At 55.9% G+C, this 24413-nt stretch carries 19 protein-coding genes; 8 read left to right on the top strand and 11 right to left on the bottom strand.

Going from position 1 to position 24413, the window contains the following annotated elements; translation table 11 throughout:
- Nucleotides 1-19 precede the first annotated feature (19 nt).
- The 7 genes from pilM (at nucleotide 20) to ACTRW9_RS01815 (ending at nucleotide 8872) form a co-directional block, all read left to right on the top strand.
- Nucleotides 20-1846 (top strand): type IV pilus assembly protein PilM, encoded by a 1827-nt coding sequence (gene pilM, locus ACTRW9_RS01845; protein WP_442428080.1) that lies wholly within the window; start codon nucleotides 20-22, stop codon nucleotides 1844-1846.
- Nucleotides 1843-2430: a hypothetical protein gene (locus tag ACTRW9_RS01840; protein ID WP_442427528.1), complete on the top strand. Its 588-nt coding sequence runs from the start codon at nucleotides 1843-1845 to the stop codon at nucleotides 2428-2430. The genes pilM and ACTRW9_RS01840 overlap by 4 nt, the downstream gene beginning before the upstream one ends.
- Before the next feature lie 7 nt (nucleotides 2431-2437).
- The gene (locus ACTRW9_RS01835) at nucleotides 2438-2866 is read left to right on the top strand and encodes a hypothetical protein (protein WP_442428079.1); all 429 of its coding nucleotides are present in this window, start codon (nucleotides 2438-2440) and stop codon (nucleotides 2864-2866) included.
- Nucleotides 2867-3013: 147 nt separating this feature from the next.
- Nucleotides 3014-4978 carry a secretin N-terminal domain-containing protein gene (locus ACTRW9_RS01830; RefSeq protein ID WP_442427526.1) on the top strand — a complete coding sequence of 655 codons (1965 nt, stop codon included), beginning with the start codon at nucleotides 3014-3016 and terminating at the stop codon, nucleotides 4976-4978.
- 9 nt (nucleotides 4979-4987) lie between these two features.
- Nucleotides 4988-6517, top strand: coding sequence for an AAA family ATPase (locus ACTRW9_RS01825; RefSeq protein WP_442428078.1), 1530 nt, complete (start codon nucleotides 4988-4990; stop codon nucleotides 6515-6517).
- Nucleotides 6517-8148, top strand: a complete 1632-nt coding sequence (locus ACTRW9_RS01820) for a tetratricopeptide repeat protein (protein ID WP_442428077.1) — start codon at nucleotides 6517-6519, stop codon at nucleotides 8146-8148. Before ACTRW9_RS01825 ends, ACTRW9_RS01820 begins: the two co-directional genes overlap by 1 nt.
- Before the next feature lie 76 nt (nucleotides 8149-8224).
- On the top strand, nucleotides 8225-8872 hold the full coding sequence (locus tag ACTRW9_RS01815) for a DUF502 domain-containing protein (RefSeq protein ID WP_442428076.1): 648 nt from the start codon (nucleotides 8225-8227) through the stop codon (nucleotides 8870-8872).
- Between the two features lie 6 nt (nucleotides 8873-8878).
- Here the strand turns inward: ACTRW9_RS01815 and ACTRW9_RS01810 are convergent, their stop codons facing one another.
- The 11 genes from ACTRW9_RS01810 to ACTRW9_RS01760 form a co-directional block, all read right to left on the bottom strand.
- Nucleotides 8879-9463: a MotE family protein gene (locus tag ACTRW9_RS01810; RefSeq protein WP_442428075.1), complete on the bottom strand. Its 585-nt coding sequence runs from the start codon at nucleotides 9461-9463 to the stop codon at nucleotides 8879-8881.
- Nucleotides 9460-9897 (bottom strand): flagellar export protein FliJ, encoded by a 438-nt coding sequence (gene fliJ, locus ACTRW9_RS01805; RefSeq protein ID WP_442428074.1) that lies wholly within the window; start codon nucleotides 9895-9897, stop codon nucleotides 9460-9462. Before fliJ ends, ACTRW9_RS01810 begins: the two co-directional genes overlap by 4 nt.
- The gene (locus ACTRW9_RS01800; RefSeq protein ID WP_442428073.1) at nucleotides 9894-11237 is read right to left on the bottom strand and encodes a FliI/YscN family ATPase; all 1344 of its coding nucleotides are present in this window, start codon (nucleotides 11235-11237) and stop codon (nucleotides 9894-9896) included. Before ACTRW9_RS01800 ends, fliJ begins: the two co-directional genes overlap by 4 nt.
- Nucleotides 11238-11243: 6 nt before the next feature.
- Nucleotides 11244-12206 carry a FliH/SctL family protein gene (locus tag ACTRW9_RS01795; protein WP_442428072.1) on the bottom strand — a complete coding sequence of 321 codons (963 nt, stop codon included), beginning with the start codon at nucleotides 12204-12206 and terminating at the stop codon, nucleotides 11244-11246.
- Nucleotides 12199-13230: a flagellar motor switch protein FliG gene (gene fliG / locus ACTRW9_RS01790; protein WP_442426683.1), complete on the bottom strand. Its 1032-nt coding sequence runs from the start codon at nucleotides 13228-13230 to the stop codon at nucleotides 12199-12201. The genes ACTRW9_RS01795 and fliG overlap by 8 nt, the downstream gene beginning before the upstream one ends.
- A 6-nt stretch (nucleotides 13231-13236) precedes the next feature.
- On the bottom strand, nucleotides 13237-14823 hold the full coding sequence (gene fliF, locus ACTRW9_RS01785; protein ID WP_442428071.1) for a flagellar basal-body MS-ring/collar protein FliF: 1587 nt from the start codon (nucleotides 14821-14823) through the stop codon (nucleotides 13237-13239).
- Between the two features lie 227 nt (nucleotides 14824-15050).
- Nucleotides 15051-15488, bottom strand: a complete 438-nt coding sequence (flgC, locus tag ACTRW9_RS01780; protein ID WP_442426681.1) for a flagellar basal body rod protein FlgC — start codon at nucleotides 15486-15488, stop codon at nucleotides 15051-15053.
- Nucleotides 15489-16165: 677 nt separating this feature from the next.
- The gene (locus ACTRW9_RS01775) at nucleotides 16166-17749 is read right to left on the bottom strand and encodes a hypothetical protein (RefSeq protein WP_442428070.1); all 1584 of its coding nucleotides are present in this window, start codon (nucleotides 17747-17749) and stop codon (nucleotides 16166-16168) included.
- Between the two features lie 120 nt (nucleotides 17750-17869).
- Entirely contained in the window at nucleotides 17870-19258 is a 1389-nt protein-coding gene (locus tag ACTRW9_RS01770; RefSeq protein ID WP_442428069.1) for a sigma-54-dependent transcriptional regulator, read from the bottom strand.
- On the bottom strand, nucleotides 19255-20520 hold the full coding sequence (locus ACTRW9_RS01765; RefSeq protein WP_442428068.1) for a two-component system sensor histidine kinase NtrB: 1266 nt from the start codon (nucleotides 20518-20520) through the stop codon (nucleotides 19255-19257). The genes ACTRW9_RS01770 and ACTRW9_RS01765 overlap by 4 nt, the downstream gene beginning before the upstream one ends.
- A gap of 57 nt (nucleotides 20521-20577) precedes the next feature.
- Entirely contained in the window at nucleotides 20578-23073 is a 2496-nt protein-coding gene (locus tag ACTRW9_RS01760) for a tetratricopeptide repeat protein (RefSeq protein ID WP_442428067.1), read from the bottom strand.
- A gap of 263 nt (nucleotides 23074-23336) precedes the next feature.
- On the opposite strand from ACTRW9_RS01760, the gene ACTRW9_RS01755 reads away from it, so the two are divergent.
- Entirely contained in the window at nucleotides 23337-24413 is a 1077-nt protein-coding gene (locus ACTRW9_RS01755) for a sensor domain-containing diguanylate cyclase (RefSeq protein WP_442428066.1), read from the top strand.

The raw sequence follows: 24413 nt of genomic DNA, 5'->3' as shown, positions 1-24413 counted from the left end.
CTTTTTTTGAGGCGGCGGGATGAAATTTCCCTCTTTTCCCAAACTCACGAAGTTGCCCTCCCTTCCGATCGGCAAGTCGGCAGTGGGGCTGGACATCGGGTCGCATTCGATCAAGATCGTCGAGCTCAATGCCCGGGTGGGGGGCTGGTCCATCGGCAACTACGGTCACCAGGTGATCCCGAAGTCCATTGCGGAAAGCGAAGGCAACCAGGATATGGTCGGCGAACTCATCCGTCTGCTGTGTACCCGCAACAACATCAAAAGCAATCGTGTGTTCCTGACCATCGGCAGTTACAACGTGCTGATCCGCAAACTCCAGATCCCGAAGATGCCGGAAAACGAAGTGGTGGAGGCGATCAAGTGGGACGCCCGCGAGTCCATGATGTTTTCTCCGGAAGAGGCGGTGCTGGATTACCACGTGCTGGGCGAGACCACGCAGGAGGGCCTGCCTTTCGACGAGGTGCTCGCGGTCATCGCGCCGAGGGAAGAGATGGAGAGGCTGGCCAGCATTGCCCACCATGCCGGACTCAGGGTGGAAGGCATCATGCCGCATCCGATCGCGCTGGAGGAATACGACAACGTCTGGGTGGAGGACACGCACAAGGAAGGGTACACCACCTGCTTTGTGGACATGGGGGCGCAACGCACGCGCGTGTACTTTGTGACCGGCGTCGAGATCCTGTTTTCCCGCGAGATTCCCAATGGCGGCATCAACGTCACGCAGGCGCTGGTCGGCGAATACGTGACCGAAAGCGGACGCGTGGTGTCGGTCGATGAAAAGCGCGCCGAGGAGATCAAGCTCCGCTACGGCCTTCCCCTGGAAGGCAGCGATGAAGAGACCCACGACCGCATTCCGGCCAGTGAGATCCGAGGCCGGGTTCTTCCGGTCATCGAACGGCAGGTGGAGGAGATCGAACGGTCCATCGAGTCGTTCATGAACTCGTACATCATGACGACGGTGGAACGGGTGGTGTTCACCGGGGGCGGGGCGGGGCTCAAGGGCCTGCTCGATCACGTTCACGAACGGCTGGACCTCACCGTGACCGCTTACAATCCCCTCGCCCAGTTGGAAGTTTCCAGCAAGCTGAAACGGGAAGGGGATGCCGAGGATTTCGGCTACAGCATGGTGGCCGCGGCCGGTTGTGCCGCGGATCAGTGCGAACACGTCAACCTGTTTCCCGAGCACCTTCGCCAGACGTTTTCCAAGCGCGTGCAGGAACTGACCCGGTTTGCGCCCGTGGCCCTGCTCGTCATTTTACTCGCCGCCATCAGTTTGTTCCTGCGTATCGACACCTATGAAAAAGAGCAATTCCTGTCGCTGGAAACGCGTCACCTGAACGAGTTGCGTCAGCGATTCGTGGCGCTGGACGTGCCGAAACGCAAACTGGAAAACCTGAAAGAGGTGAAGGACCTGTTGCAGGCCCAGCTGGACCAGTTACCCCAAAAGGAAATCACGCCGATCGACCTGCCGCAGGTGCTGAACGACATCGCCCGCCGGGTGTCCTGGAACATGGCTTTGGAGCAGGTCACTTTCAGCGAGTACGGAAAGAGCGGGGAGAACGGAAAAGAGACGGAAAACGGCGAAACCGCGGAAATGGAAACGCGGGTGGTGCAGAAGGGCTGGGGTTTCCTGGTGCGGGGCACCATCTTCGGCAACCGCCGGAGGGTGCTCCAGTCGCTGGAAGAATTCTTGAAGGAACTCAAGTCCTACCCGCATTTTTCGGACGTCAAGCTGCTGGAATCGCAGGTGTCCGACAAGGACAAGTACACGCGCAAGGGGCTTGATTTCACCCTGTTCATTAAAACGGTGTCCCCCCAAAAACCCCTTCCGGAAAAAAGAATATGATATCCCTGGAACCCAACTGGTGGGACAAACTGACGAAGCGCGAATTCGCATTCCTCGTGATCACGATGCTGATAGTGATCGGGGTCGGGTATTACCAGTTTGAGTATTCTCCCATCATGAAAAAGCGGGAGCGCCTGGCGGCACGGACCCAGGAAGTCCTGAATAACCTGGAAAGCTTCAAGATGGTGCTGAACCGCTCTTCGGCGGAGAAGCTCACAAGGGAGATTCAACGGACCGAGGGGGAAATCAAAATCCTGCGCCATGAAATTTCGGACATCAAGTCCAGCATGACCGAGAATGTGGAAGATATCGTCCAGGCCCTGGGCAGGCAGGCCAAGACCCACCGGGCCGAGATGCTGCGCTTCAACTCCCATGAAACCCGGGTGGAGTTCAAGGGCGGCAATTTCCGGGCGGTGACGATGACGCTGGCGATCAAGAGCCACTACCAGGGCGTGGGCCGGTTTGTGAAATCGCTGGAGAGCATCCCGGCGGTTCTGTCGATTAAAGAGCTCCGGATTCTCCGCACGCGGGAGACGCACCCGCTGGTGGAGTCGGAATTGATCATCCAACTTCTGGTTTCGTGAGGAAGCCGTGAACCTCAAACGCATCGGGAAACGAACCGTTTTGCTGGTGGGAGCCCTTCTGGCAGCCAGCCTGGCCTGGCCTCCGGCCCCGGCCTGGGCGGTGCGGGACAGCGACTCGTATCAGGGCAATCCGTTCTCCCTGCCGTCGGGGGTGTATTACAAGGCGCGAAAAGGCGAGATGGTGGAGCCGCCGCCGAAAAAGAAGGAGGAGGTCAAGGCTCCCGAACTGCCGCCGCTCACACTGCAGGCCGTGGTGTGGGGCGGGCCCCGTCCCGTTGCGGTGATCAACAATGAGAATTTTCTGGTGGGCGACACCCTGTTCGGCCACGAAATCGTCGATATCGGCCGCGATGAAGTGGTGCTGATGGGCAATAAAAAGACCCAGACCCTGCGGCTGGAACCCGTTCCTTTAAAAGTGGAACGCACCCTTCCCTGACCCCCCGCCAACCCTTCCTGCGGGGCCGTTTCTGGCAAGTCCTTGAAAAATCATAAAAAACATTGATTTTTTGCTGGCGTACGGGCTTGTTCTGGTGTAATATTTATAGATAAATTTCAACAAATTTAAATACTTTCTGCGTGTCTTATGGCAAGGTTAAACAAACCATATTGTGCCTTTGCTGTCGCGTGGGTTTTGTGGGGCGGGGTTTCCTGCGCATCGAACCCGTACTACGATTCACCGCTTTCAAAAAACAACGCGGCGGAAATCAACCGGACTTTTGACAGCCAGGTACCGGACTCCTTCGGTCCGCAACCGGGGGGGCAGGGTCCTTCGTCTGAACTGATGATGAGCCAGCCGGAGTTTGTTTCGGAAAGCCTGGGCGAGGAAAGCATCCGGCTGGAACAATTGCGCCGGGACGGTCCCCGATTCACCCTTTCGGCCCAGGACGCGGATATCAAGAACATCCTGCTGGCGCTGTCGAAAGGCGTCCGGCAGAACCTCGTCATCGATCCCGACATCCGCAGGAAAGTGACGGTGGACCTGAAGGACGTGACCATTTCGGAAGCGCTCGAGAACATCCTCAGCCCGCTTCATCTCGATTATAAATTCGACGGCAAGTTCATCCGCGTCTTCAAGCAGAAGATGGAGACGCGCATGTTCCGGCTCAATTACATCGTTTCCCAGCGGGCGGGGGTCAGCAACGTGCAGTCCCTGAGCGGCCAGGGCACTTCCGGCATTCAGAACAGCGTTGTGTCCGGCAACAACAATTCGGGATCGGGAGGTGGTGTGGGGGGCGGCAACAACGGCGGAGGTCAGCAGGAAATGCTGAACCGCACATTCACGCAGATGGTCACCTCCGAACGCAACGATCTGTGGCGCGAGATTTTCTTCGGCCTCAAGCGCATCGTCGAGGGCAAGATTGAAGATCCCAACCGGATGGACGAGGAGAAAATCTTTGAGGAGCAGCAAAACCGGGGACGGCAGTCGGGATCCAGCGGCCAGCAGCAGGGCGGCGGGATGCTGGGCAGCCTGCTGGGCATCAACCCGCCGGCGGCCCAGACCCAGCCGGTGAGGGACGACGAAACGGGAAGCAAGCTCCCCAGTCCCACGGATGAGGAGAAGCAATCAGACAGTTATTTCACCATCAACCGGCAGGCGGGCGTGGTCATCGTTCACCATTACCCGGATGTGTTGCTGGAGGTGGCGGAATTCCTGGAAGCGGTGGAGGGCTCCGTTCAGCGGCAGGTGTTCATCCAGGCCAAGATCCTGGAAGTGAACCTGAATGAAGAATACCGGCTGGGTGTGGACTGGAGCCAGGTGAGCCCGTTGAAGATCATCAATGACGGCGATCCCGACATTTTCCAGGGGTTGAGCCCGGGACCGGGACAGCCGTTCAATTTTGCCAACTCAGCAGGTTCCGGCAGCGCTCTGGGAACCATGGTGGCGGGTGCGGGTGGAATTTTTTACGGACTCAGCAACACCCAGATCAGCGTGCTGATCGATGCGCTCGGACAGCAGGGCAACGTCAGCGTGCTGTCCAGCCCGAAGATCGCGACTCTCAACAACCAGCGGGCGGTGATCAAGGTCGGGACGGAGGATATTTTCTTCCTGCCCATTGTCATTCCGGCCACCACCACGCAGGCCTCGGCCACACAGTTCGTGCCGTCGCAGATCACCATCGGCATCGTTCTGGATGTGCTGCCGCAGATCAACATGGACGGCACGGTGATCATGAGCATCAACACGAGTGTTTCGGAGCGGTCGGGAGAGCGCACTTCACCCGACGGATTGAACACGGTGCCCATTCTCGATGTGCGTGAGTCGAACAATGTGGTCATGGCCAGGAGCGGGCAGACCATCGTCATCGGCGGCCTCATGAAAAACACGCGCCAGCGGGACAACAACGAAGTTCCATTCCTCGGCAAGATTCCTCTGCTGGGAAAACTGTTCCAGTACGAAGCCAGCGTGGATGAAAAGACCGAGTTGGTAATCATCCTCACGCCGAAAGTCATGGTGGGTCAATCGATCGATGAACGTTTGAAGCAGGAATACGAACGGTTCAAGCAGTTCATGACGCCCACACAAACCCAGGCGATGATGGAAGAATAGGGGGAAGCTGTGTATACGGTATTTTACAACTTCAAGGAAAAACCATTCAGCCTGACACCCGATCCCAGGTTCATCTTTTTCAGCGATGGTCACCAGGAAGCGCTGGACCACATGATGTACGGCATCAGCCAGCGGGAAGGATTCATGGCCATCACCGGGGGAATCGGCACCGGAAAAACGACGTTGTGCCGGGCTCTTCTGGAGAACATGGATGAAAAGGACAAGGTGGCCCTGATCCTGAATCCCATTCTTTCCTCCTCCGACCTTTTGCGGGCGCTGGTGCAGGATCTCAGTGTGCGGCCCCGTTACATGGAACATAAGCAGAACGCCCATGAGTCCGATATCTGGGTAGAGGAAAACGGCCGGAGTGACGAAAAATGGACCGTGGAGCAGGTCAAATGGCTGCGCAACGCATCCAAAAAAGAACTTCTGGATGCATTGAACGATTTCCTGCTGGACCAGTATGCGGCCGGGGGCTCGACGGTGGTCATCATTGATGAGGCGCAGAATCTTTCCCTGGATGTCCTGGAGCAGATCCGCCTGTTGTCCAACCTGGAGACGGACAAGGAAAAACTCCTGCAGATCATTTTTGTCGGCCAGTCGGAATTCGAGGAAAAACTGAACCTGCCCCAGCTCAAGCAACTCAACCAGCGAATTTCGGTTCGTTACGATCTGCGGCCCCTGACAAGTGAAGAGACCCGCACTTACGTGTATCACCGCCTGCGTGTGGCTTCCACCACGCCCAGGGTCACCTTCAGCCGCGGCGCGTTCAAGGCCATCTATTCTTATACGCAGGGTTATCCGAGGCTGATCAACCTCGTCTGCGACCGGGCCCTGCTTGCCGGATACAACGAACGCACCAAGTGCATCGACGCAAAACACGTGCGGCAGGCGATCAAGAGCCTTCTGGGTGACGAAGACCAGCGTCCCAGTTTCGATCCGGTCATGAAACTGAGGCTTGCGGTTGCGGCGTCCATCCTGTTTTTTGTGGCGGGCGCGTTGTTTTTCGTTCAGGGAGACTCCGCATTTTCACGAACCGTGAACAACCTGAAGCATTCCATCGGTTCGGCCATCTCCATCGGAACCCCGGCGGAGGCAAAAGGGATTCCGACACTGCAGCCGAAGCTGCCTCCTGTCCAGGTGCCTGTGCAGAAACCCAAGATCACTTCGGAAAAAACGAAACCGGTGAAAGTTTTGCAGGAAGCGCCAAAGCAGGTTCTGGGTGTTGTTTCCCCCGAGAACATTATCCGGTTGCCCCTGAACTTTCCGGCGCCGGTGGAGGAGGAACTGTTCCGCATCCAGATCAGCTCCTGGAGCAAGCAGGCCAATGCCGCCCGGGTATTGAAGGATCTGGACAAAAAAGGGTTTGAAGGGTACATCCGGGAAAGCACTCTTTCCGGTAAACCCTGGTATGTTGTTTATATCGGGCCGTATGATACAATCAAAAAAGCCCGCGACGACATGCATCGTCTGGAAGCCGAAGGCAACGACCCGATTCTGCTTTCCTACAGTCCAAAGGGTATAGAAGGCGGCCTCTAATGAGCCTCATTGCGGACAGTTTGAAAAAAGCGCAAAAGGAACGTGACAAGGATCAATCTGCGCAAAACCGTTTGCGCGGTTCCATTTTTTCAAGTCTGTCCCCAAAGTATCAAAGGGCGTTGTCCCTTCTGGGCTGGATTCTGATTCTGGCCGGCGGGCTGATCACTGTTCTCATCCCTTCCGCAAACTACAAGGCCGAGGTCAAACCTCTCCTGCTGGCCAAACCTCCCATGCCGGGCGAAGTCCGTAAGAAAACCGGTCCGGAAACCGTTTCCACATTCCAGGATTCGCAGACCCAGACAGGTAAAAACGGGTTTTCGAAATCGGAACCGGTGGCTGTTGTGGCCATGAACCCGAACGCGCCATCCCCCGAGCCTGGCGGGACGAAAACCCAGAGCGGCAAGGGAAAGAACACCCCCCTCTCCAGCAAACATCCTGAAAAAAGCGGAACCGGTATGGCATCGGTGATTTCGACTTCCAAACAGAAACAGGCACCGGAAGAAGTTTCCGGTAAAAAGGGCATCCGGGGGACGGAAAAGCAGAAAGGCCAGGTGAGCGGGACCGGAACAAAGAAAAAAACGCGTTCCACCACGGTTCAGAAATCGATCAAGAAATCCAAGCCGAAACCGGTCCGGGCGATTCCTCCCGTTACTCCTGATAAGGAGGAAGTCGTGGCCTATGAACCCTTTGTCAAACCGGAATCCGCACTGGAGCAGGTGGCAGCCTTGACTGAGGGGTTGAATTCGGAAGCCAGGCTGGAACCGGAAAGCAACGCCCAATCCAAAAAGAAAAACCAGACCGGACCCGTTTCCGGGGAAAGCAAACTCGCGCAGGAAGTTCCCGTCACCGACCTGATAAAAGAAAATCCAAAGCCTCCTGAAATGGAGACGCAGCAGACCGATCAGCCGGAACAGGAAACAGAGACCATTGTGACGGTGACCAACGAAACGGAGCAGGTATTGGGCGACGAATCCATTTTGGTTGTTCCCAATGAGAGCGACCGCGCCACCACGGAAAAAATGAAAACCGGATTCGATCCTCGATCCCTGGATGATAAATCGCGCTATTTCAATATCGCCACATTCCACCACCGCAACAAAGATTATTTTGCGGCTCTGAAGTATTATGAAAAAGCGAAGCGGCGCGATCCCACCAACGCGCGCATTCATAACAACCGGGCTTTGATCTATAAGGAAATGGGCAAGCCCCAGCAGGCCATAGGCGAATTGCTTCAGGCGGTCCGGCTCGATTCCAACTACGGCAAAGCGTACAACAACCTGGGCCTCATCTATTACCAGATGGGTGACGGTATCAATGCCGTTCGTTATTTCGAGAAGGCGACGGAGCTTGATCCCGCAAATGTGGAAAGCATCAATAATCTTGCCATCCTCTACAAGCAGCAGCGGCATTATCGGCGCGCCGAGTTGCTTTACCGGAAGGTCATCAACCTGGAACCCCGCCACCCGGAGGGATATTACAACCTCGCCCTCCTGTATGAGGAAACGGGTCGCCTGAAGGATGCGATCGTGTACTACAACCGGTTCGTCGAACTGGCTGCCTCCACCCGGCCGGCCCTCACCCTGAAGGTGCGGGGCCATATTCAGAAATTACAAGAAAAGTCGCAAAGCTGATTCCCGGAACTGGTAAAATGCGGAGCAGAACTTCCGCCTGAGCCAGGCACCCCCGCAGGGTAAGGAGGACTCCGCTTTGAAATCGTTTGTCAAAAAGTACCTGGTTGCGGGACTGTTGATCCTGTTCCCTGTCGGCCTCACCGTATTTGTCCTGGCTTTTGTGATCAATTTGCTGGATCGCGTGATGGCACCGTGGATCTCTCTCGCCATCGTGCGCTGGAACATTCCCCTTCCAGAGGATTTTTATCTCCCGGGCCTGGGCTTCTTTCTGGTCTGCCTGTTTATCTTCATCGTCGGCCTTGTGGCGACGAACTTTTTCGGCAGGAAACTGGTTGCTCTGAGCGACCGCATCCTGAACCAGACGCCGATCGTCCGCAGCATTTACACCACAATCAAGAAGGTGGTCGATTCCGTTTCCGAGGCGGACACCGGTTCGTTCGACCAGGTAGTCGTTGTAAAATACCCGCACGATGGCATGCGCATGTTCGGGCTAGTGGCCGGTCGCACGCGTGGAGAGGTGAGGGAGCATTCGGGAGATGAGGACCCCGTCAACGTGTTCGTGCCCTTGATTCCCAATGTCACCCTTGGATTTTACCTGGTTCTGCCGAGGAAGGATGTCACTCCCATGGACATCACTGTGGAGGAGGGGATGAAGTACCTGATGTCCTTTGGCCTGGCCAAAGGGGAGAAGAAAAAAAGTCCGCCTTCACCCCATGGAACTTAGGGTGAATCAGGGTTTTTTGGGTTTGCCGGCAATTTTTTCGGTGAGGTTTTTGGCCACCTGGGTGTTCATCTTGCCGAGCACGGCGCCGGCGTCCCGGCTTTTCATCTTGGACAGGATCTGCACGGCGATGTCCTGGTCCATGTTCTCCAGCAAGGTGGCGGCTTCGGTAGCTTTCATGCTGGAATACATTTTCACCAGCGATTCCACGTTTTTCTTTATCAGGTCACGTTTGATGCCGACCTGTTCCTCGCTCCGCGCAAGAGCCTCTTCAATTTTCTGAAGGTCGCTACGCACTTTCTTTTCCAGGTCTTTCAGGTTTTTTTCACGCAAGGCCAGTTCTTCTTCCCGTTTTTCCAGCTCGCGGTTTTTCTTTTCAATCATCTCAAGCATGCGGAACGTTTCCATGTTCATCTCGAGGCGGGACTTGTCCGTGCTGGGTAGATGGAGGGCGCCCTTTGTGTTGCCGGAGCCGGACTCTGATTTGGGCTGGGTGGAGTCGCCGGTCTGGGCCCCCGCCAGCGTCGTTCCGGCCAGGAGCAGGGCAGCCAGCAGGGCGGGGAGTTTTCGCAAGCGTTTCCGCGTATCGTTCACGGCTCCCTCCTGTGCCATTGGGAGGAGGCAACGTCATCGAGAAACGCGGTCTCTTTCTTTTCCGCTTCCTTCTTTTCGCGAAGTAACTGCTGTTCCTTGAGGACCTCCAGAGTGCGGCGCTTTTTCATGGTTTCTGCCAGCTCCATCCGCTTGGCTTCCATTTTGCCTGACACTTCATCGATCGTTTGGAGGTTTTGCTTCTCCTCCAACCGCCCCCCTTCAAAATAATTGTCATAAAGACCCAATGTGGAGGGGTCCAGATTCTCTGAAAATTTCCGGTTCAAGTTTTCCTTCTGTTGATTGCGGCGTTCATTCAAACGGTCCAGGGTTTCCCGGTGGGCCACCAGTTGTGCGTTGATCTCGGCGAACGCTCGTTGAACCATGTTTTCCTGGTTTTTACGGACTCGCAAAAGCCCTTCCAGCCGGAAACTCATGCCTCACCTCCCGCCGGTTCTTCCTGCAGCACGTGGTGCAATTGCGCCACGCTGTCTGAAAAGGAACGCGACTCGGTCATGCCCTGCCGCAGGTACTGGTTGAAGGCGTCGATTTTCTGAATGGCGCGATCGATTTTTGGGTTGCTTCCCTGCGCGTAGGCCCCAATGTTGATCAGCTCTTCCGCCTCGCGGTAGGTGGCGAGGATGTCCTTGAACTGCATCGATAACTGGTAATGTTCCGGTGTCACCACCTCGATCATCATGCGGCTGATGCTTTCCAGGATGTCGATCGCCGGATAATGATTGTGCGAAGACAAACGGCGCGACAGCACGATGTGACCGTCGAGAATGGCGCGGACGGCGTCGGATACCGGTTCGTTGAGATCGTCTCCCTCCACCAGCACGGTATAGAGGGCGGTGATCGACCCTGCGGCGGCGGAGGTGCCCGCACGTTCCAGAAGACGCGGCAGGAGCGAGAACACGGACGGGGTGAACCCCCGGGTGGTTGGCGGTTCGCCGACGGACAGGCCGATTTCCCGCTGCGCCAGGGCAAAGCGGGTCAGCGAATCCATCATCAGCAGCACGTCGTTCCCTTCGTCGCGAAAGTATTCCGCAATCGTGGTGGCCAGGTACGCGCCACGGATACGCACCAGCGGTGGCTGGTCTGAAGCGACGGCAACCACAACGGAACGTTTCATTCCTTCCGTCCCCAGGTTTTCCTCGATGAATTCTTTAACCTCACGGCCGCGCTCGCCTATGAGGCCGATGACGTTGATCTCCGCGCTGGTGTTGCGCGCGATCATTCCCAGGAGAACCGATTTGCCGACGCCGGTTCCGGCCATGATGCCCACACGCTGCCCCTTGCCGAGGGTGAGCAGGCCGTTGATCGCGCCGATACCGACATCCAGGGGCTCCGCAATACGGGTGCGGTCGAGCGGATTCACAGGTTTTCCCTGCACGGGATATTCCTTGCCCATCGGGATGGGCCCGAGACCGTCAATGGGGTTTCCGGTGCCGTCGATCACGCGGCCCAACAGGTGTTCGGAGACGTTGAAAGCGGGGGCTTCTTCCTTGGCGACGATCACGCTGCCGGGTTCGATGCCGGCCATGTCGCCCAGAGTCATCAGCAGTATTTTGTTGTCGCGGAAACCGACCACCTCCGCGTCCACGGAATTTTTGTTCTGGCGGGAATGGATGGTGCACAGTGCGCCCAGGGACACCGCGGGTCCGTTGCCTTCCACGATCAATCCGGTGATGCGCACGACGCGGCCCTGCTTGCGAACCATTGACACACTGTCGATGAAGCTGTCGTATTTTTGTAGATCGATGGTGTCGGGCATGGGGTATCAGCTCCCGTTTTTGGGATCGGTCTCGTTTTCGTCACCGGAATCGCGGGGTTCTTCCGTGGGTCCTTCTTCCGGTGCGGAGGCGGACGGGTCCATTTGTTCGTTCCCCCCGGTTTCCTTTTTTTCCTCATCGGATTCCGCGGTTGCGGGTTCCGGCTGGATGGATGGTTCCGGGTAGTCCTGCAACTCTTCAGGAAGTGGGGGTGCGCGATGCAGGAGTTTGTCGATTTCCGCCTTCAGGCGATCGATGTCCGCTTCCACGCTGCCGAAATTCGATTCCACCCGGCATCCGCCACGTGGTACGGAAGCATGGCCCTCCACCCGCACGTTGCGAATGTCGGGGAACAGGCGGTCGAGTTCGGGGGTGTAATTCTCCGCGTGTTCGCGGTCGCGTGGGTTGACTTTGATGACCAGCGTTTCGCGGTCGAGAATGGAGCCGACGGCGAGGCGGATGATGTCGCGCACGCTGTCCTCCCGGCTGGCAAGGTCGGTTTCGATGATTTTTTTTGCGATGCCGACCACCATGTTCACCATCTCGCGTTCCAGCTTGGCATACATGGAACTGCGGAACTTCCCAAGCTCTTCCACGCCTTCGGTGAGCGTCTCCAGAAACGGGGTGAATTCCTTGCGCGCCGCTTCCTCGCCCGCTCTGTAGCCTTCCTCGTAACCGGTTTTGTGCCCTTCCTCCCGCGCCTGGGCCTTGACTTCCTCCGCCTTGGCCTTGATTCGTTCGAAGGCGTCGGCGAACACCTCCTGCACACTCTGTTTGGCTTTTTCGATGTTGTGTTCGTCGAAGTTGCGGGATTTTTCCAGGTCGAACTTGAAGCCCCGCGGCAGGTCGCGCCGCACTCCAAAATCCTGGAATTGGAACGGAGCGTTCCCGGAAGTGGCGGGCGCATCGGGATCCTTGCCGGACCCTTCGACGTCTTCCTTTGAACGGAATGGTTTGAACGTTTCAGACAAGTTCTTCCGCGCCTCCACCGATGGCCAGTTTGCCTTCTTCCTCCAACCGCTTGATCACCTGCACCACCTTCTGCTGGGAGCGTTCCACTTCGCTGACTTTCGTCGGGCCCAGGGCATCGAGGTCTTCCTTCAGCATGTTGGCGGCACGGTCGGACATGTTGGAATAAATTTTGTCTTTCACTTCGTCGCTGGCGGTTTTGAGCGACATCAGCAGGTCCTCGGACTGCACTTCCTTGAGCACCATCTGCAGGCCGTTGTCGTCCAGCTTGAGGATGTCTTCGTACGTGAAACGCAGGTTGCGAATTTCGTTCGCCAGATCGGGGTCGATCTCGTCCAGGTTCGACAGCAGGGAGGTTTCCGTCGCGCGGTCGAGTTCACTGATCACCGTCACGGCCGTGTCGAGGCCGCCCATCTTGCTTCCGGATATCGCTCCGGAAGTGCGGAACTCGGACTGCAGCGCTTCATCGAGATCGCGGATGACCTGCGGCGACACGCGCTCCAGCGTGGCCAGGCGGTAAATGACCTCGGTGCGGAACTCTTCCTTCATTTCCTTCAGCGTGGAGCTCGCCAGGGCGGAGTCCATGTGCGCCATGACGATCGCCGCGGTCTGCGGATGCTCGTTGGACAGAAACTGCGCGATGGCCTTCGGCTCCAGCATGCGGATGGTGTCCAGTCCGCCGCCCAGGTCCTCGCCGGGCAGGGTGACGTTGTTCAGGATTTCCGTGGCCTTGTCGGCGGGCAGGGCCTGCAACAGCGTGCTCTTGAGAAAATCCAGACCGGACACACCCAGACCACCGCCGATGCCGGAGGTGATGTTGGTGAAAAACTCACGCGTGATCTGGTCGACCGTGGAGGTTTCCACGTCGCTCACAGCCGAGATGTAGTTGCCGATGCTTTGGATCTCGCGCTCGTCCATCTGCGCGAGGATCTTTGCGGCCTGTTCCTCGCCCATCGCCATGAGAAAGATGGCGGCCTTTTCGGGACCGGTCAGTTTCTGGTTGGTTTTGGGATTCATTGTGCCCATGGGTCTCTATGCTCCAGCGCTTCGTTCTCTCATCCATTTGCGAATCACGGACGCGGCGTAACGGGGATCGCGCCCGACCAGTTCTTCCACCGATTTGCGCATCTCGATGTTCTCCTGCGCCATCTGCGCCATGCGCCGTTCTTCTTCCTGCTTCAGGATCTCTTCGGGAGTGGGGCCTTCATCGATTTCTTCCACCACTTCCACGCTGGTGGTGATCCACCGCACCATCGGCAGGAGGACGCGCATGACAAGCAGTACCAACAGTATAGCACCGATCACGTATTCAGCGATTTTGAGGGCCAGCTCGAACTTCTGGGCCGAGACGACTTCCTCGCTCTGCAGGAAGCGGGTGGATTTGTCGAACTGCACGTTTTCCAACTGGATCTGGTCGCCCCGGGCTTCGTCATACCCAACCGCGGTGCGCACCAGTTGCAGTAATTTGGCCATCTCCTCCTGAGACCGGGCCTGGTATTCCGGCGGGTCGCCGACCATCTTGCCGTCCACCATCACGCTGACCGACAGCTTCTGGATTTCGCCCGTGGTCTCCTGCACGTGCTTGACCACCTTGTTGATCTCGTAATTGAGCGTCGATTTCTCGTTGTTGCGTTTCGAGCCCGTGCCCGTCGCCTGCTGGTTGTCGGTGCCCGGTGTCAGTGACTGCACCCCGGCGAGGCCGCCCGGAGGTGCCGCGCCGATCACCTGCTCGGTGGTGTTCTGCTCACTGCGGATCACCTGCGAATCGGGATCGAAAATCTCTTCCGTGCGCTCGACCTTGTCGAAGTTGATCTCCGCCGCGACCTTGGCGATGACCTTGCCCGGCCCCAGCGCGTCTTCCAGCATGCTGACGATGCTCGTCTCCAGTTCCTTTTCGACGTGACGCTTGTGCTTGTAATTGGATGCGGTCAACAGGGCCGCCTCGGACACTTCCTTGCCGCCCGACAGCATGTTGCCTTCGAGATCGACCACCACCACGTCGGCCACCTGCAATCCCTCGACACTGGCGGAGACGAGATGCACGATGCCCTGTACCTGCGTTTCAGACAGGTTCTGCCCGGATTTCAGTTTCACCATCACCGACGCCTTGCCGCGCGGTTTTTCCTTGGAAAAGACGTCCGTCTTCGGCAGCACCAGGTGCACGCGGGCGTGTTCCACCGCGGAGAGCGAAGTGATGGTGCGGACCAGCTCGCCCTGGAGCGCGCGCTGGAAGTTGAGTTTCTGCACGAACTCCGTCATGCCGAGCGGTGTGTCCTCGAACAGCTCGAGTCCCACCTCCGCGCCCGTCGGCAGGCCCTGGCTGGCCAGGTCGAGCCGCACTTCATGCACGCGGTTGGAAGGGATGCGGATGTTGTGTCCCTGGTTCGACAACTCGTAAGGGATGTTCTGCGTCTTGAGTTCCTCCACCACCGCCGCCGCGTCTTTCTCCGACAGGTTGGCGTACAGCAGTTGGTAGTCCGGTGCCTGCGCCCAGAACAGCATGGCGACCACCGCCGCGCCCATGCCGGCCAGCAGGCCCAGCGCCGCGACTTTCTGCACCGCCGGCAGTTCGTTGAACCGCCGTCCGAGATTTGTTAAGAATTCGAGAAACGCTTCCATGATCTTGTCCCGTCAATGGTTGTCGTTGTGTGCGTCATAAATTGAGATTACTTTTTAATTCCTTTTCCCCTTGTTGCTTTTTTCTTCCTGCCCTTTTCAAGGGGAGGATTGAGCAGGGGTTGCTCATGATCCCGTCCTCTTTGTTTCATTCCCCTCTATCTTTGCGCCTACCGACCTTCTTTCGCCTTCAACGCGTCAGCCCGTTTGCCGCGGGCCACGCCCGCCGCCTACCGGCCGAGATCGATCGCCCTCAGCGCCATGGTCTTCGCCGAGTTCATCGCCTGGATGTTGGCCTCGAAAGAGCGCGTGGCGTTCATCAGGTTCACCATCTCTTCCATCAGGTTGATGTTCGGCATGGCCACGTAACCCTGCTCGTTGGCGTCCGGGTGTTTCGGCTGGAACACCATCTGCGGTTCACTCTGGTCCTCAACGATCTCCGCGACCTGCGCCTGGCGGATGCTGTCGAACATCTGCTGGTGCAGGGTGGCGGCGAAGTCCTCGTTCATCGGGACGGCGGACACCACCACATCCTTGCGCTTGTAGGGGCCGCCTTCCGGCGTGCGGGTGGTCTCGATGTTCGCCAGGTTGCTGGCGATGGCGTCCATGCGCTGGCGCTGGACGTTCAGCCCGGAGGCGCTGACCTGGATCGACGTCAAAAAATCCATCGTGCGAATCCTTTACAGAATAAGGGTTTCCGGCCCGTCGGCCGCGATTTGGCGGGGACGGGCAATGTTTACAGGGATTTAAAGCAAGTTTGGTGCCAAACGCGCGGATTATCAACGATTTGGCCGGATTCGGCGGGCGGGGCGGAAAGGCTTTTAAAACAAAGGGGTTGGGGGCGTGGGGGAGGGGAGGGGAGCGGCGGCGCGGGGGAAAATCAGCCCGGATTTCCCCACCCGGCAAATCTTGCTGTCATCTTTTTGGCGACGGGCAAAAGATGCAGGGGGACCCCAGATGAACCCAGACCGGGCCCCGCCCGAAAGAAATAGAGAGGAACCACAGATGAAAACTGATGCATACAGATAAAACTTCCTCTCCCCTCGCGGGAGAGGACTGAGGTGAGGGGGAATAAATAATTCCTCCTCTTTTCAAGGGAAGGATTGAGGAGGGGCTACTGGTAACCTCCCCTGTATCCCCTCCTTGAAAAGGAGGGGAGGAAGTCGGGACACCCCCTTCTCCGAAGGGGGCCGGGGGGCTTTTTCCTTAGCGTGTCATTCTGAGCGTAAGCGAAGAATCTATGTTGTATTTTTAAGGATAGAGGGGAACAAAAAAGCGGCTACAGTGGCCGCCTAACCCAAATGCCCAACAGGGGCCACTGTCAGGCGAATACCACCACTGTGCATTAAAAGGGTTTTATCCCGTACCAAGTGGAATGCCATTTCCCGCATTTAATTGGGAAAGTAAAAATATCAAAATCTTCTCCTCTTTTGGGTAAGTATTCTCGTTTGAATAGCCATCTTATGGCCTTTTCCAATGAATTTGACTCCTTTATTTTATTTATCAAATGCCACAATTTAATAATTGGAATCTCTTTATCTTGCGCATCAGAATAGCCAATCCAATTTTGTGAACCTACGGCCACAAAAAAAGAATAACTTGAATCAATTTCTAGAATAGTTTGGATTAGCCTTGTATCACCTGCGTTATATAGTTCTAGGATTTTTTTTGCCTGAGAAACAGCAGTTTTAAGTTCATCAGTTCTTTCATCTACTTCCCTAATTTCTGCTGGTTCGATAAACCATTTTAATTCTAAACAAAGACAAAATTTCGTTTTTCTATCAATAATAGCAATATCTAAGTTGGTTCCTTCTATTTTGCCATCCTTAAAATCTAGATTTAGAAAGGATAAAAAGGCTTTAATTTCTTCTTTAAGAATTGATTCCTTTTGGTTTTTTAAGTCGGAATAAATTTTTCGTTGTTTGGGAATCTGGTTTAATAGAACACATAAATTTCTTTCGCAATCTGTGTTTATCCATATAAATGGCGCAAGAGCATAACAACCATTAGCCATGTCCACGAGAGGCTGTGTTGCGATATCAGGGTCTCGAATTCCAGCTGAACCAAATGTTATAAGTTTTAAAATTTCGTTTATTTTATTGACGTCTAAAGACGTATATCTTTTTAATCGATATAAAAGCTCGTCTTTCTGAGGCAACCAAACTGAAGATCTATATCCAAACTCAGCCATATTGTTTGAGGCTAAGTGTAACCTGGCAACAAACCAAGCAGACATCATTACCTGAATGGTTGTAAAAACTTTTTTGTATTCTTTTAAGCTGAATTGGTCAAATTCCCAGGATTCTGGTAGATGATGAATTTGGGAAAATACTGGTGATAGCCTTTCAGATAATTTTGAAACAAGTTTCGGGTTGAAGTTAACCTTAAATGAAGTAGCTTTTTTTGTTGTGTTTTGTAAAATTAATTCCGTAATATCTGGGTTTGCAGGCCATTCATAACTTTCCAACTTTCCTTCTTTAGTTATAAGCCTGTTATAGGCTTCATATTCATCCCCTCTGTCAGACATGTTGTTAATTTTTAATTCATCCCCCTCTATGTCTATTTCGATTGACCCTCTATGCCAAAGAGGGAAAATCGAATTAAAGTGGTAATAGTCCTGTTTTGAAAAATTGAGCCAATCCCAAGCAAGTTGATAATGATCATGTATCATGACTTTCTTAATGCGTCTTGGGCTTCCTTCGCAATCTTTATAGCAAGTTCTTAAGGGATAGGTTAGGGCGTTTAAGCTTAAATCTGCAAAAACCTTTCGGTCTTCTTCTTGTGAAGTTTTAAGGAAATTAAACAAATACAAGTCTTCATTTACCGAAAGTAAAGTCCAAGCTGCTTGCCCAAAATTTTCTTTTTTAAGGAAGTTTGTATTAAAAGAAGAATCAATCTCTTCCTCTATTTGTATTATTTGTCCTGGCAATTTGTGCTCTAAAATTAAGGTTGGATAAAGGGCTGGTGTTTTAGAAAGTTTAGGCGAGCAAGGAGGGTTTTGGCAATTAAGAGTTATCCTATTTTTAAACCCAAAACCAAAATTTGGGAGTTAAATCGAACTTTTATATTCAGTAAGCTTGTTGCGGAGGGTGCGGATGGAGATGCCGAGTTGCTCGGCGGCTTTGGTCTTGTTGCCTTCGGTTTCTTCCAGCGTCCTCAAAATCAGTTCCCGCTCCATCTCCTGGAGCGTGCCCCGGAAATTCCCCAAAGGACTCGACCCGTTCGCATTGGCGGGCTGGGCGGCGGTCGCGGCGTCGTCGTCCATGAACAGGTTGGAGGGCTGGATGGTGTCGGCGTTGCACAGTAGAACCGCGCGTTCCATGATGTTCTCGAACTCGCGCACGTTCCCCTGCCATTGATATTTCTGTAACAGTTTTTTCGTCTCGTCGGCCACGCCGGTGATGGCCTTGTTGTTCCTCTGCCCGTGCTTCTTTGCGAAATGGTCGGCCAGCACCGGGATGTCTTCCTTGCGCTCGCGCAAGGGCGGCAGTTTGAGCGGGATGACGTTCAGCCGGTAATACAGGTCCTCACGGAACTTCTGCTCGGCGATCAGCGCCTTCGGGTCGCGGTTGGTCGTGGCGATGACGCGCACGTTGACCGGGATGGGTTCCTTGCCGCCGACCTTGTCCACCTCGTGCTCCTGCAGAACGCGCAGGAGTTTCGCCTGCAGGGGAAGGGACATCTCGGTGACTTCGTCCAGCAGCAGCGTGCCGCCGTTGGCGAGCTCGAACTTGCCCTGCTTGGCGGTGATGGCGCCGGTGAACGATCCCTTTTCGTGCCCGAACAGTTCCGACTCCAGCAGTCCTTCCGGCAGGGCGGCGCAGTTGACGGCGAGGAACGGTTTGTCCGCGCGCGGACTGCACTGGTGGATGTAGCGCGCGAACAGTTCCTTGCCGGTGCCGGTCTCGCCGGAGATGAGCACCGTCGACTGGCTGTACGCCACGTTCTCGGCGAAGGTCAGCAATTCCTGCATGGTTTTGTTCTGCGTCACGATCTGGCGCGGGTCGATGGGCTCCGCGTCGTCGCCGCTCTCGGCGGCCGCATCCGAAGGCGCCGCGCTCGCGGCGGTGTCCGTCTGCAGGGCGCGGGTGACGGTGGAGACCAGCACGTCGGCGGAAAACGGTTTCAAGAGGTAATCGAAGGCGCCCTGCTTCATGCTTTCGACGGCGTTGTCGATGGTGCCGTAGGCGGTCATCATGATGACGCGCGTTTCGGGTTTGATTTCCTTGATGGCTTTCAGCAGTTCCGCGCCGGTCATCTTCGGCATCTTGACGTCGGAGATGACGAGGTCGAAGTCCTCGATCTCGACCAGGCCCAGCGCCTCCTTGCCGTTCTCGGCGGTTTTGAGGTCGTGCCCCTCGCGCTTGAGCGCGGCGGTGAGCGCGGCGCGCATGTCCGGTTCGTCGTCGACGATCAGGATGTGGCGTTTCGCTTTCATGATGCGGGCGTGTCCGAGCCGGGGAGGTTGATGGCGAAGGTGGTGCCGCGGCCGGGCTGGCTGTCCACGTCGATGGTGCCGTGGTGCGCCTTGATGATGTTGTGCGCGATGGCGAGGCCCAGGCCGGTGCCTTTTTCCTTGGTGCTGAAAAACGGGTTGAAGATGTGTTTCTGGTCCGACTGCGCGATGCCGACGCCGGTGTCGGCGATGGTGGTGCGGATGAAGTGACGGTGGAACGTCTCACCCGCGGGCGCGTCGCCGCGTTCGGTCTTGATGGTCAGCGTGCCGCCGACGGGCATGGCCTGTACGGCGTTGCGCAGGAAGTTGAGAAACACCTGCTTGAGCAGGTGCTCGTCCGCGTTGGCGGTCATCGTTCCCGCGCCGAAATCGCACACCACATTCACGTTGTCCGGCACCTGCAACTGCGATGGGTCGGCAAGCAGGGTTTCCAGTAACGGGTTGAGGTCGCACTGACTGCGCGACGGTTCCGGCGACTTGGCGAACAGGAGCAGGCTGGAGATGGTGCGGTCCATGTTGCGCACGCCGTTGATGATGTGGTCGGCGGGCGCGCGTTTTTCCTCGTCGTCGCCGAGGTCTTTTTTGAGGAGCGATGCGAACAGCTCGATGCTGGCGAGGGGGTTGCGGATTTCGTGGGCGATGCCCGCGGCCATCTCGCCCATCGCGCGCAGGCGGTCGTTGCGTTCGGCTTCCTCTTCTAGGCGTTTGAGTTCGGTGATGTCTTCGACCAGCAGCATGGTGCCGATGCGTGTGCCCTGTGCGTCGAGCACGGGAGAGGCGGCGGTGCGCAGACGCAGGTCGCGACCGTCGGTGGTCAGCACCGATTCCTGGAACACCGGCTGGGCGTCGGGCTGGTCTGCCGCGCGGGCGATCAGTTGCGCGAAGGGATCGACGTCGAACACCTCGCCCAGCGTTTTGCGGTGGACCGCGTTTTCCCTGAGGCCGGTGATGCGCTCGGCGGTTTTGTTGAAGGTGGTGATGCGTTGCGCGTCGTCCACCACGATGACGCCGGTGGTGAGGCTTTGCAGGATGTTGTCCAGGTAACTGCGGACCGCTTCCTTTTCCTTGAGGTTCTGTTCGAGTTCGGCGTTTTTCTTTTCCAGTTCGAGGTCGAGCGCGCGCACGTGAGCCTGCAGTTTCTCGTAGGACTCCTGCAGGTGCTGGGTGGTTTCGGTGAACGCCTGAAACGCGGCCTGAAGGGTTTCGAGATCCGGCACCTGCCGGTCCTGGGAATCATCCGTCATGGGCCACTCGAGAGGAAGTTTGCGTACGGCTTGCAAGGTCTTATTCATTATAGAAGATCACAACAGGTCTTTTAAACGATTTTCCCAGTCCATGACCTTGAGGCGGATCTCCGCCGCGTCCTGCACCAGGCTTGGTCCGTTGTCCTTCGTCTTGATCATCTCCTGCAACTCCGCCTGCGCCTGCTTGGGTTGCGACAAATGTTCCAGGTTGTCGGCGATGAGGAAATCCGCGTAGCTGCGGAGCGAGTGATCCGGGAAGCGCTTGCGTCCCGACTCCAGCATGTTGAGCGATTCCGAGTAGCGGCGCTGGAGGTGGTACACGATGCCCAGCTTGTAGTAGGTGGACTGGATGAACTCCGGCGGGTTGCGCAGGGTGCGGTCGGAGTGGTCGATCACCTTGCGGTAGGCGTTGCCCGCGCGGGTGAAGTCGTCCGATTCCATCCAGATTTCCGCCAGGCGGTACCAGGCCAGCGCGACGCGGCCGTTGCCGCGGGCGATGATGGATTCATACGTCTGCACCGCCTTGTCGATGCGTTTCTGTCCGCGGTAAGCCTGCGCGAGGAGCATCATCGCATCCGGCACCTCGGGGCTGTTCGGGTAATTGTTGAGGAACGTCTTGCTGACCAGTTCCGCATCCTGGAAGCGGTTCTGGGCGAGATGGATTTCGCCGAGGTTCAGAAACAGCCGGTCAGAATACAGACCCTGCACGTCCTTCAGTTTCACCTCCTCGAAAAACTTCAACGCCTCCACGTGCATGCCGATGGCCTGGTAGGCTTCGCCTATCTGGAGCTGGGTTTTCAGGTCATCGACGTCCCCGATGCCGAACGTCAGGAAATCGTTGTACGCATAGAGGATGGGCAGGTGGCCGCCCTGTTTGGAATACTGGTCGATCAGGTGGCTCATCGCGCGGTGGATGGCGCTTTTCGCGGTGCGGTAATAACGCGACGGCTTGTCGCGGTCGAGCAGGCGCTTGAATTCCTGGATGGCCTGCAGGAAGCGTTGTTCCTGGAAGAGGGCGGAGCCGCGGCTCAGCAACACTTCCGAGCGCACGTTGCGCGCTTCCGTTCCCGCAAAGATGGCGTTATAGGTTTCATAAGGTTTGAAGTACGACGGGTTGTCCATCACCAGGTCCGGCACGTCCAGACCCGGGTAGCGGATGCCGATGTCCGCCATGCGGATTTTGGCGTAGAGCGCGCGCGGGCCTTCGGGGTCGATTTTCATCGACCGCTCGAACACGGAATAGGCGGCCATCCCGTTTTTCTCCAGCAGGTAGGAATCGCCGATGCGGTTGAGCGCCTCGTGCGATTTCAACGTTTCCGGTTGCAGGTTGACCAGTTGAAAATAATACTGGCGTGCCTTTCCGTATTGCTGGCGGGAAAAATACAACTCGCCGATGGTGAAATTGAGTTCCGGTTCGTTGTTCAACTCTTTCGGCCAGCGTTCGACCGCGTCTTCGAATACCTGGAGAGCCTTGTCGTATTCCTTGCGGTCGTAATACGCCTGGGCGATCTGGTACACGCTGGCGCGGGCCTTGGGGTCTGCGGCCTGGTCTTTCAGGATGACGCGGAACGCACGGTATGCCTCGTCGAGGCGGCCTTCCTTGAACATCATGCGCGCGAGGCCCAGCTTGCGAGCATCGTTGTAACGGCTGCGCGGGTTGCGCTCGATGCCCTGTTCGTAATGCGTTTTGGCTTCGAGAATGAAATCGAGATCGTCGTAAATGGTCGCCAGCTTGTACAGGGCGTGGTCGTAGAATTTGGAGTCCGGGTATTTGCGGATGGCAAACCGGTAGGCGTCGATGACGGCCTCAAAATTCGGTTCCTGTTTCTGTATGGCCAGTTTCCATTCCGCCTCCGCGACCAGGTAAGCGGCGTTGGCGGCATAGGGGCTGCCTCCAAAATTCCGGATATACCCGCGAAGCGCGACGGACGCTTCCCTGTAATTCTGTTGCTGGAACAGGTTGAGCGCGAGGGTGTATTCGTTCCACCCGTGACGGAGTTTGTCCTCGCTTTCCGTCTGAACGGTTTTCTCGATTTCATTCAACGTCAGGCCTTTAACCCGTGGCGCTTTTTGACCCTCTTTCTTGGGAGCAGGAATGAGTTCCTTTTTTGACTTGAGAATTTTGAGGGGTGCTTTTTTGGCCAGATCGAAGACGATCCGGGGCGGATTGTTTTCGGAAAAGTGAATGAACTGCGTATTGGCCTGATGAAAATGAAGGGTGATCTTGACGATGCCTTCCAACTCGCGGGTTTCGATGCGTGTCAGGTTGACGTCTTTGAATGCCTGCGGTTTGATTCGCGGATGCAGAACCGCACCGCGCAGAAAGATTCCAATGCGTTTGTTGCCGAGATCGGGGATGACCCGGTATTCGGCAGGACGATTGAGCAGGATGACCACCCGCGTTTTGTCCGGGTGGGGACCCAGCTGGATGTCCTGGATTTTGATGGGACCGGACGGACTTTGTGCGTGTGCGAAATTCGCCAAAACGAAAATCAGGCACACCCCCAGCCCGAGAATCTGGCATCCGGTTTTGAATGAAGTTCTGCTCACCATATAAAAACACTCCGGTTGGCAACGCAGTTCATGAAGAGCAAAAATGATACCGAATGAATTCCATTATATCCCAGACTCCTTTAACCCATTATAATAAAAGGAAAAACTTTTGGTGTGTTGCTTGGGCGAAACAGTTGATGTCCTGTTGAAAATGGCGCGGTTGCTTGTCGTATATATGTTATCGTCAGAAAATTGACGTCAGTTGAGTGTGTTTATAGGTTTGACTTGAATTTTCTGACCGAATCTAAGATAACTTAAAGTCTATGGACCCGATCGATCAGAGCCAACTGAAAGAGACCCGGCAGGTCCTGGAACTGGTGAAAAACCAGAAAGCCATGCTGGGCGAGTCTCTGGTCAGCCTCGACCTGTTTCTATACCTTCATAAAAGCATCAGTCTCCTGCACCTGGATGACATCAAACCCGTCCTCCTGGAAAAGCTGCCGCACATCCTCGCCGTCCGTTACTTTTCGTTGTTCCTTTATAATCCGTCGCAGATGGAATTGACCCTGGCCTGCAGCAATCATCTCGACATGGAAAAACCGCTGAGCTTCAGCGTTTCCGAGTCGGGAGTCATGCAGGATGCCCTGAACCAGAAGCGGTACATCTTTGAATCGGACTTCACCACCTCAAAGTATTTCAAGGGCAGAAAAAATTCCCTGTTCAAAAACAATTTTTTCCTGTGCGTGCCCTTGATGATCGAAAACAAGATCATCGGGGTCATCAACATCAATGACAGCGACAAGGGGTTCCTGTCGGTGTCGGACATGGATTACATTCTGAACGTTTTGGAATTTGTCGCCCTGTCCGTGAGCAACGCCCTGTTGCACGAAAAGACGGAGATGCTGTCCATCACCGACGGCCTGACGCAGTTGAACGATCACCGGCAAATGCTGCACATTTTAGGCAAGGAGTTCGACCGTTCCCAGCGGTACCAGTCCTCGCTTTCCCTGTTAATGATGGACATAGATAATTTCAAAAGGATCAACGACACCTACGGGCACCAGAAGGGAGACGAGGTTCTGGTGGCATTGGCGACGGTGATGAACCGGCTGTGCCGGTCCAACGACACCGCAGCGCGGTATGGCGGGGAGGAGTTCGCGGTCATTCTGCCCGAGACGGACAAACAGGGCGCGATGGTCATTGCGGAACGCATTCGACAGGAAATGGCAAAGATCGCTTTTGATGTGGAAAACAAGGAATTTGGTGTGACGGTCAGTGGCGGTATCGCGGAGTTGAATTTGTCCACCATGGAGTCTGTTTCGGATCTGATTCACGCTGCGGACCGGGCCCTGTACAGGGCCAAGGAAGAGGGGCGGGACCGCGTTATTCTTGGAGATTGA

The sequence above is a fragment of the Nitrospina sp. 32_T5 genome, assembly GCF_052156635.1.
Lineage (GTDB): Bacteria > Nitrospinota > Nitrospinia > Nitrospinales > Nitrospinaceae > Nitrospina.
This window is presented reverse-complemented; position numbering and strand designations above follow the sequence as displayed.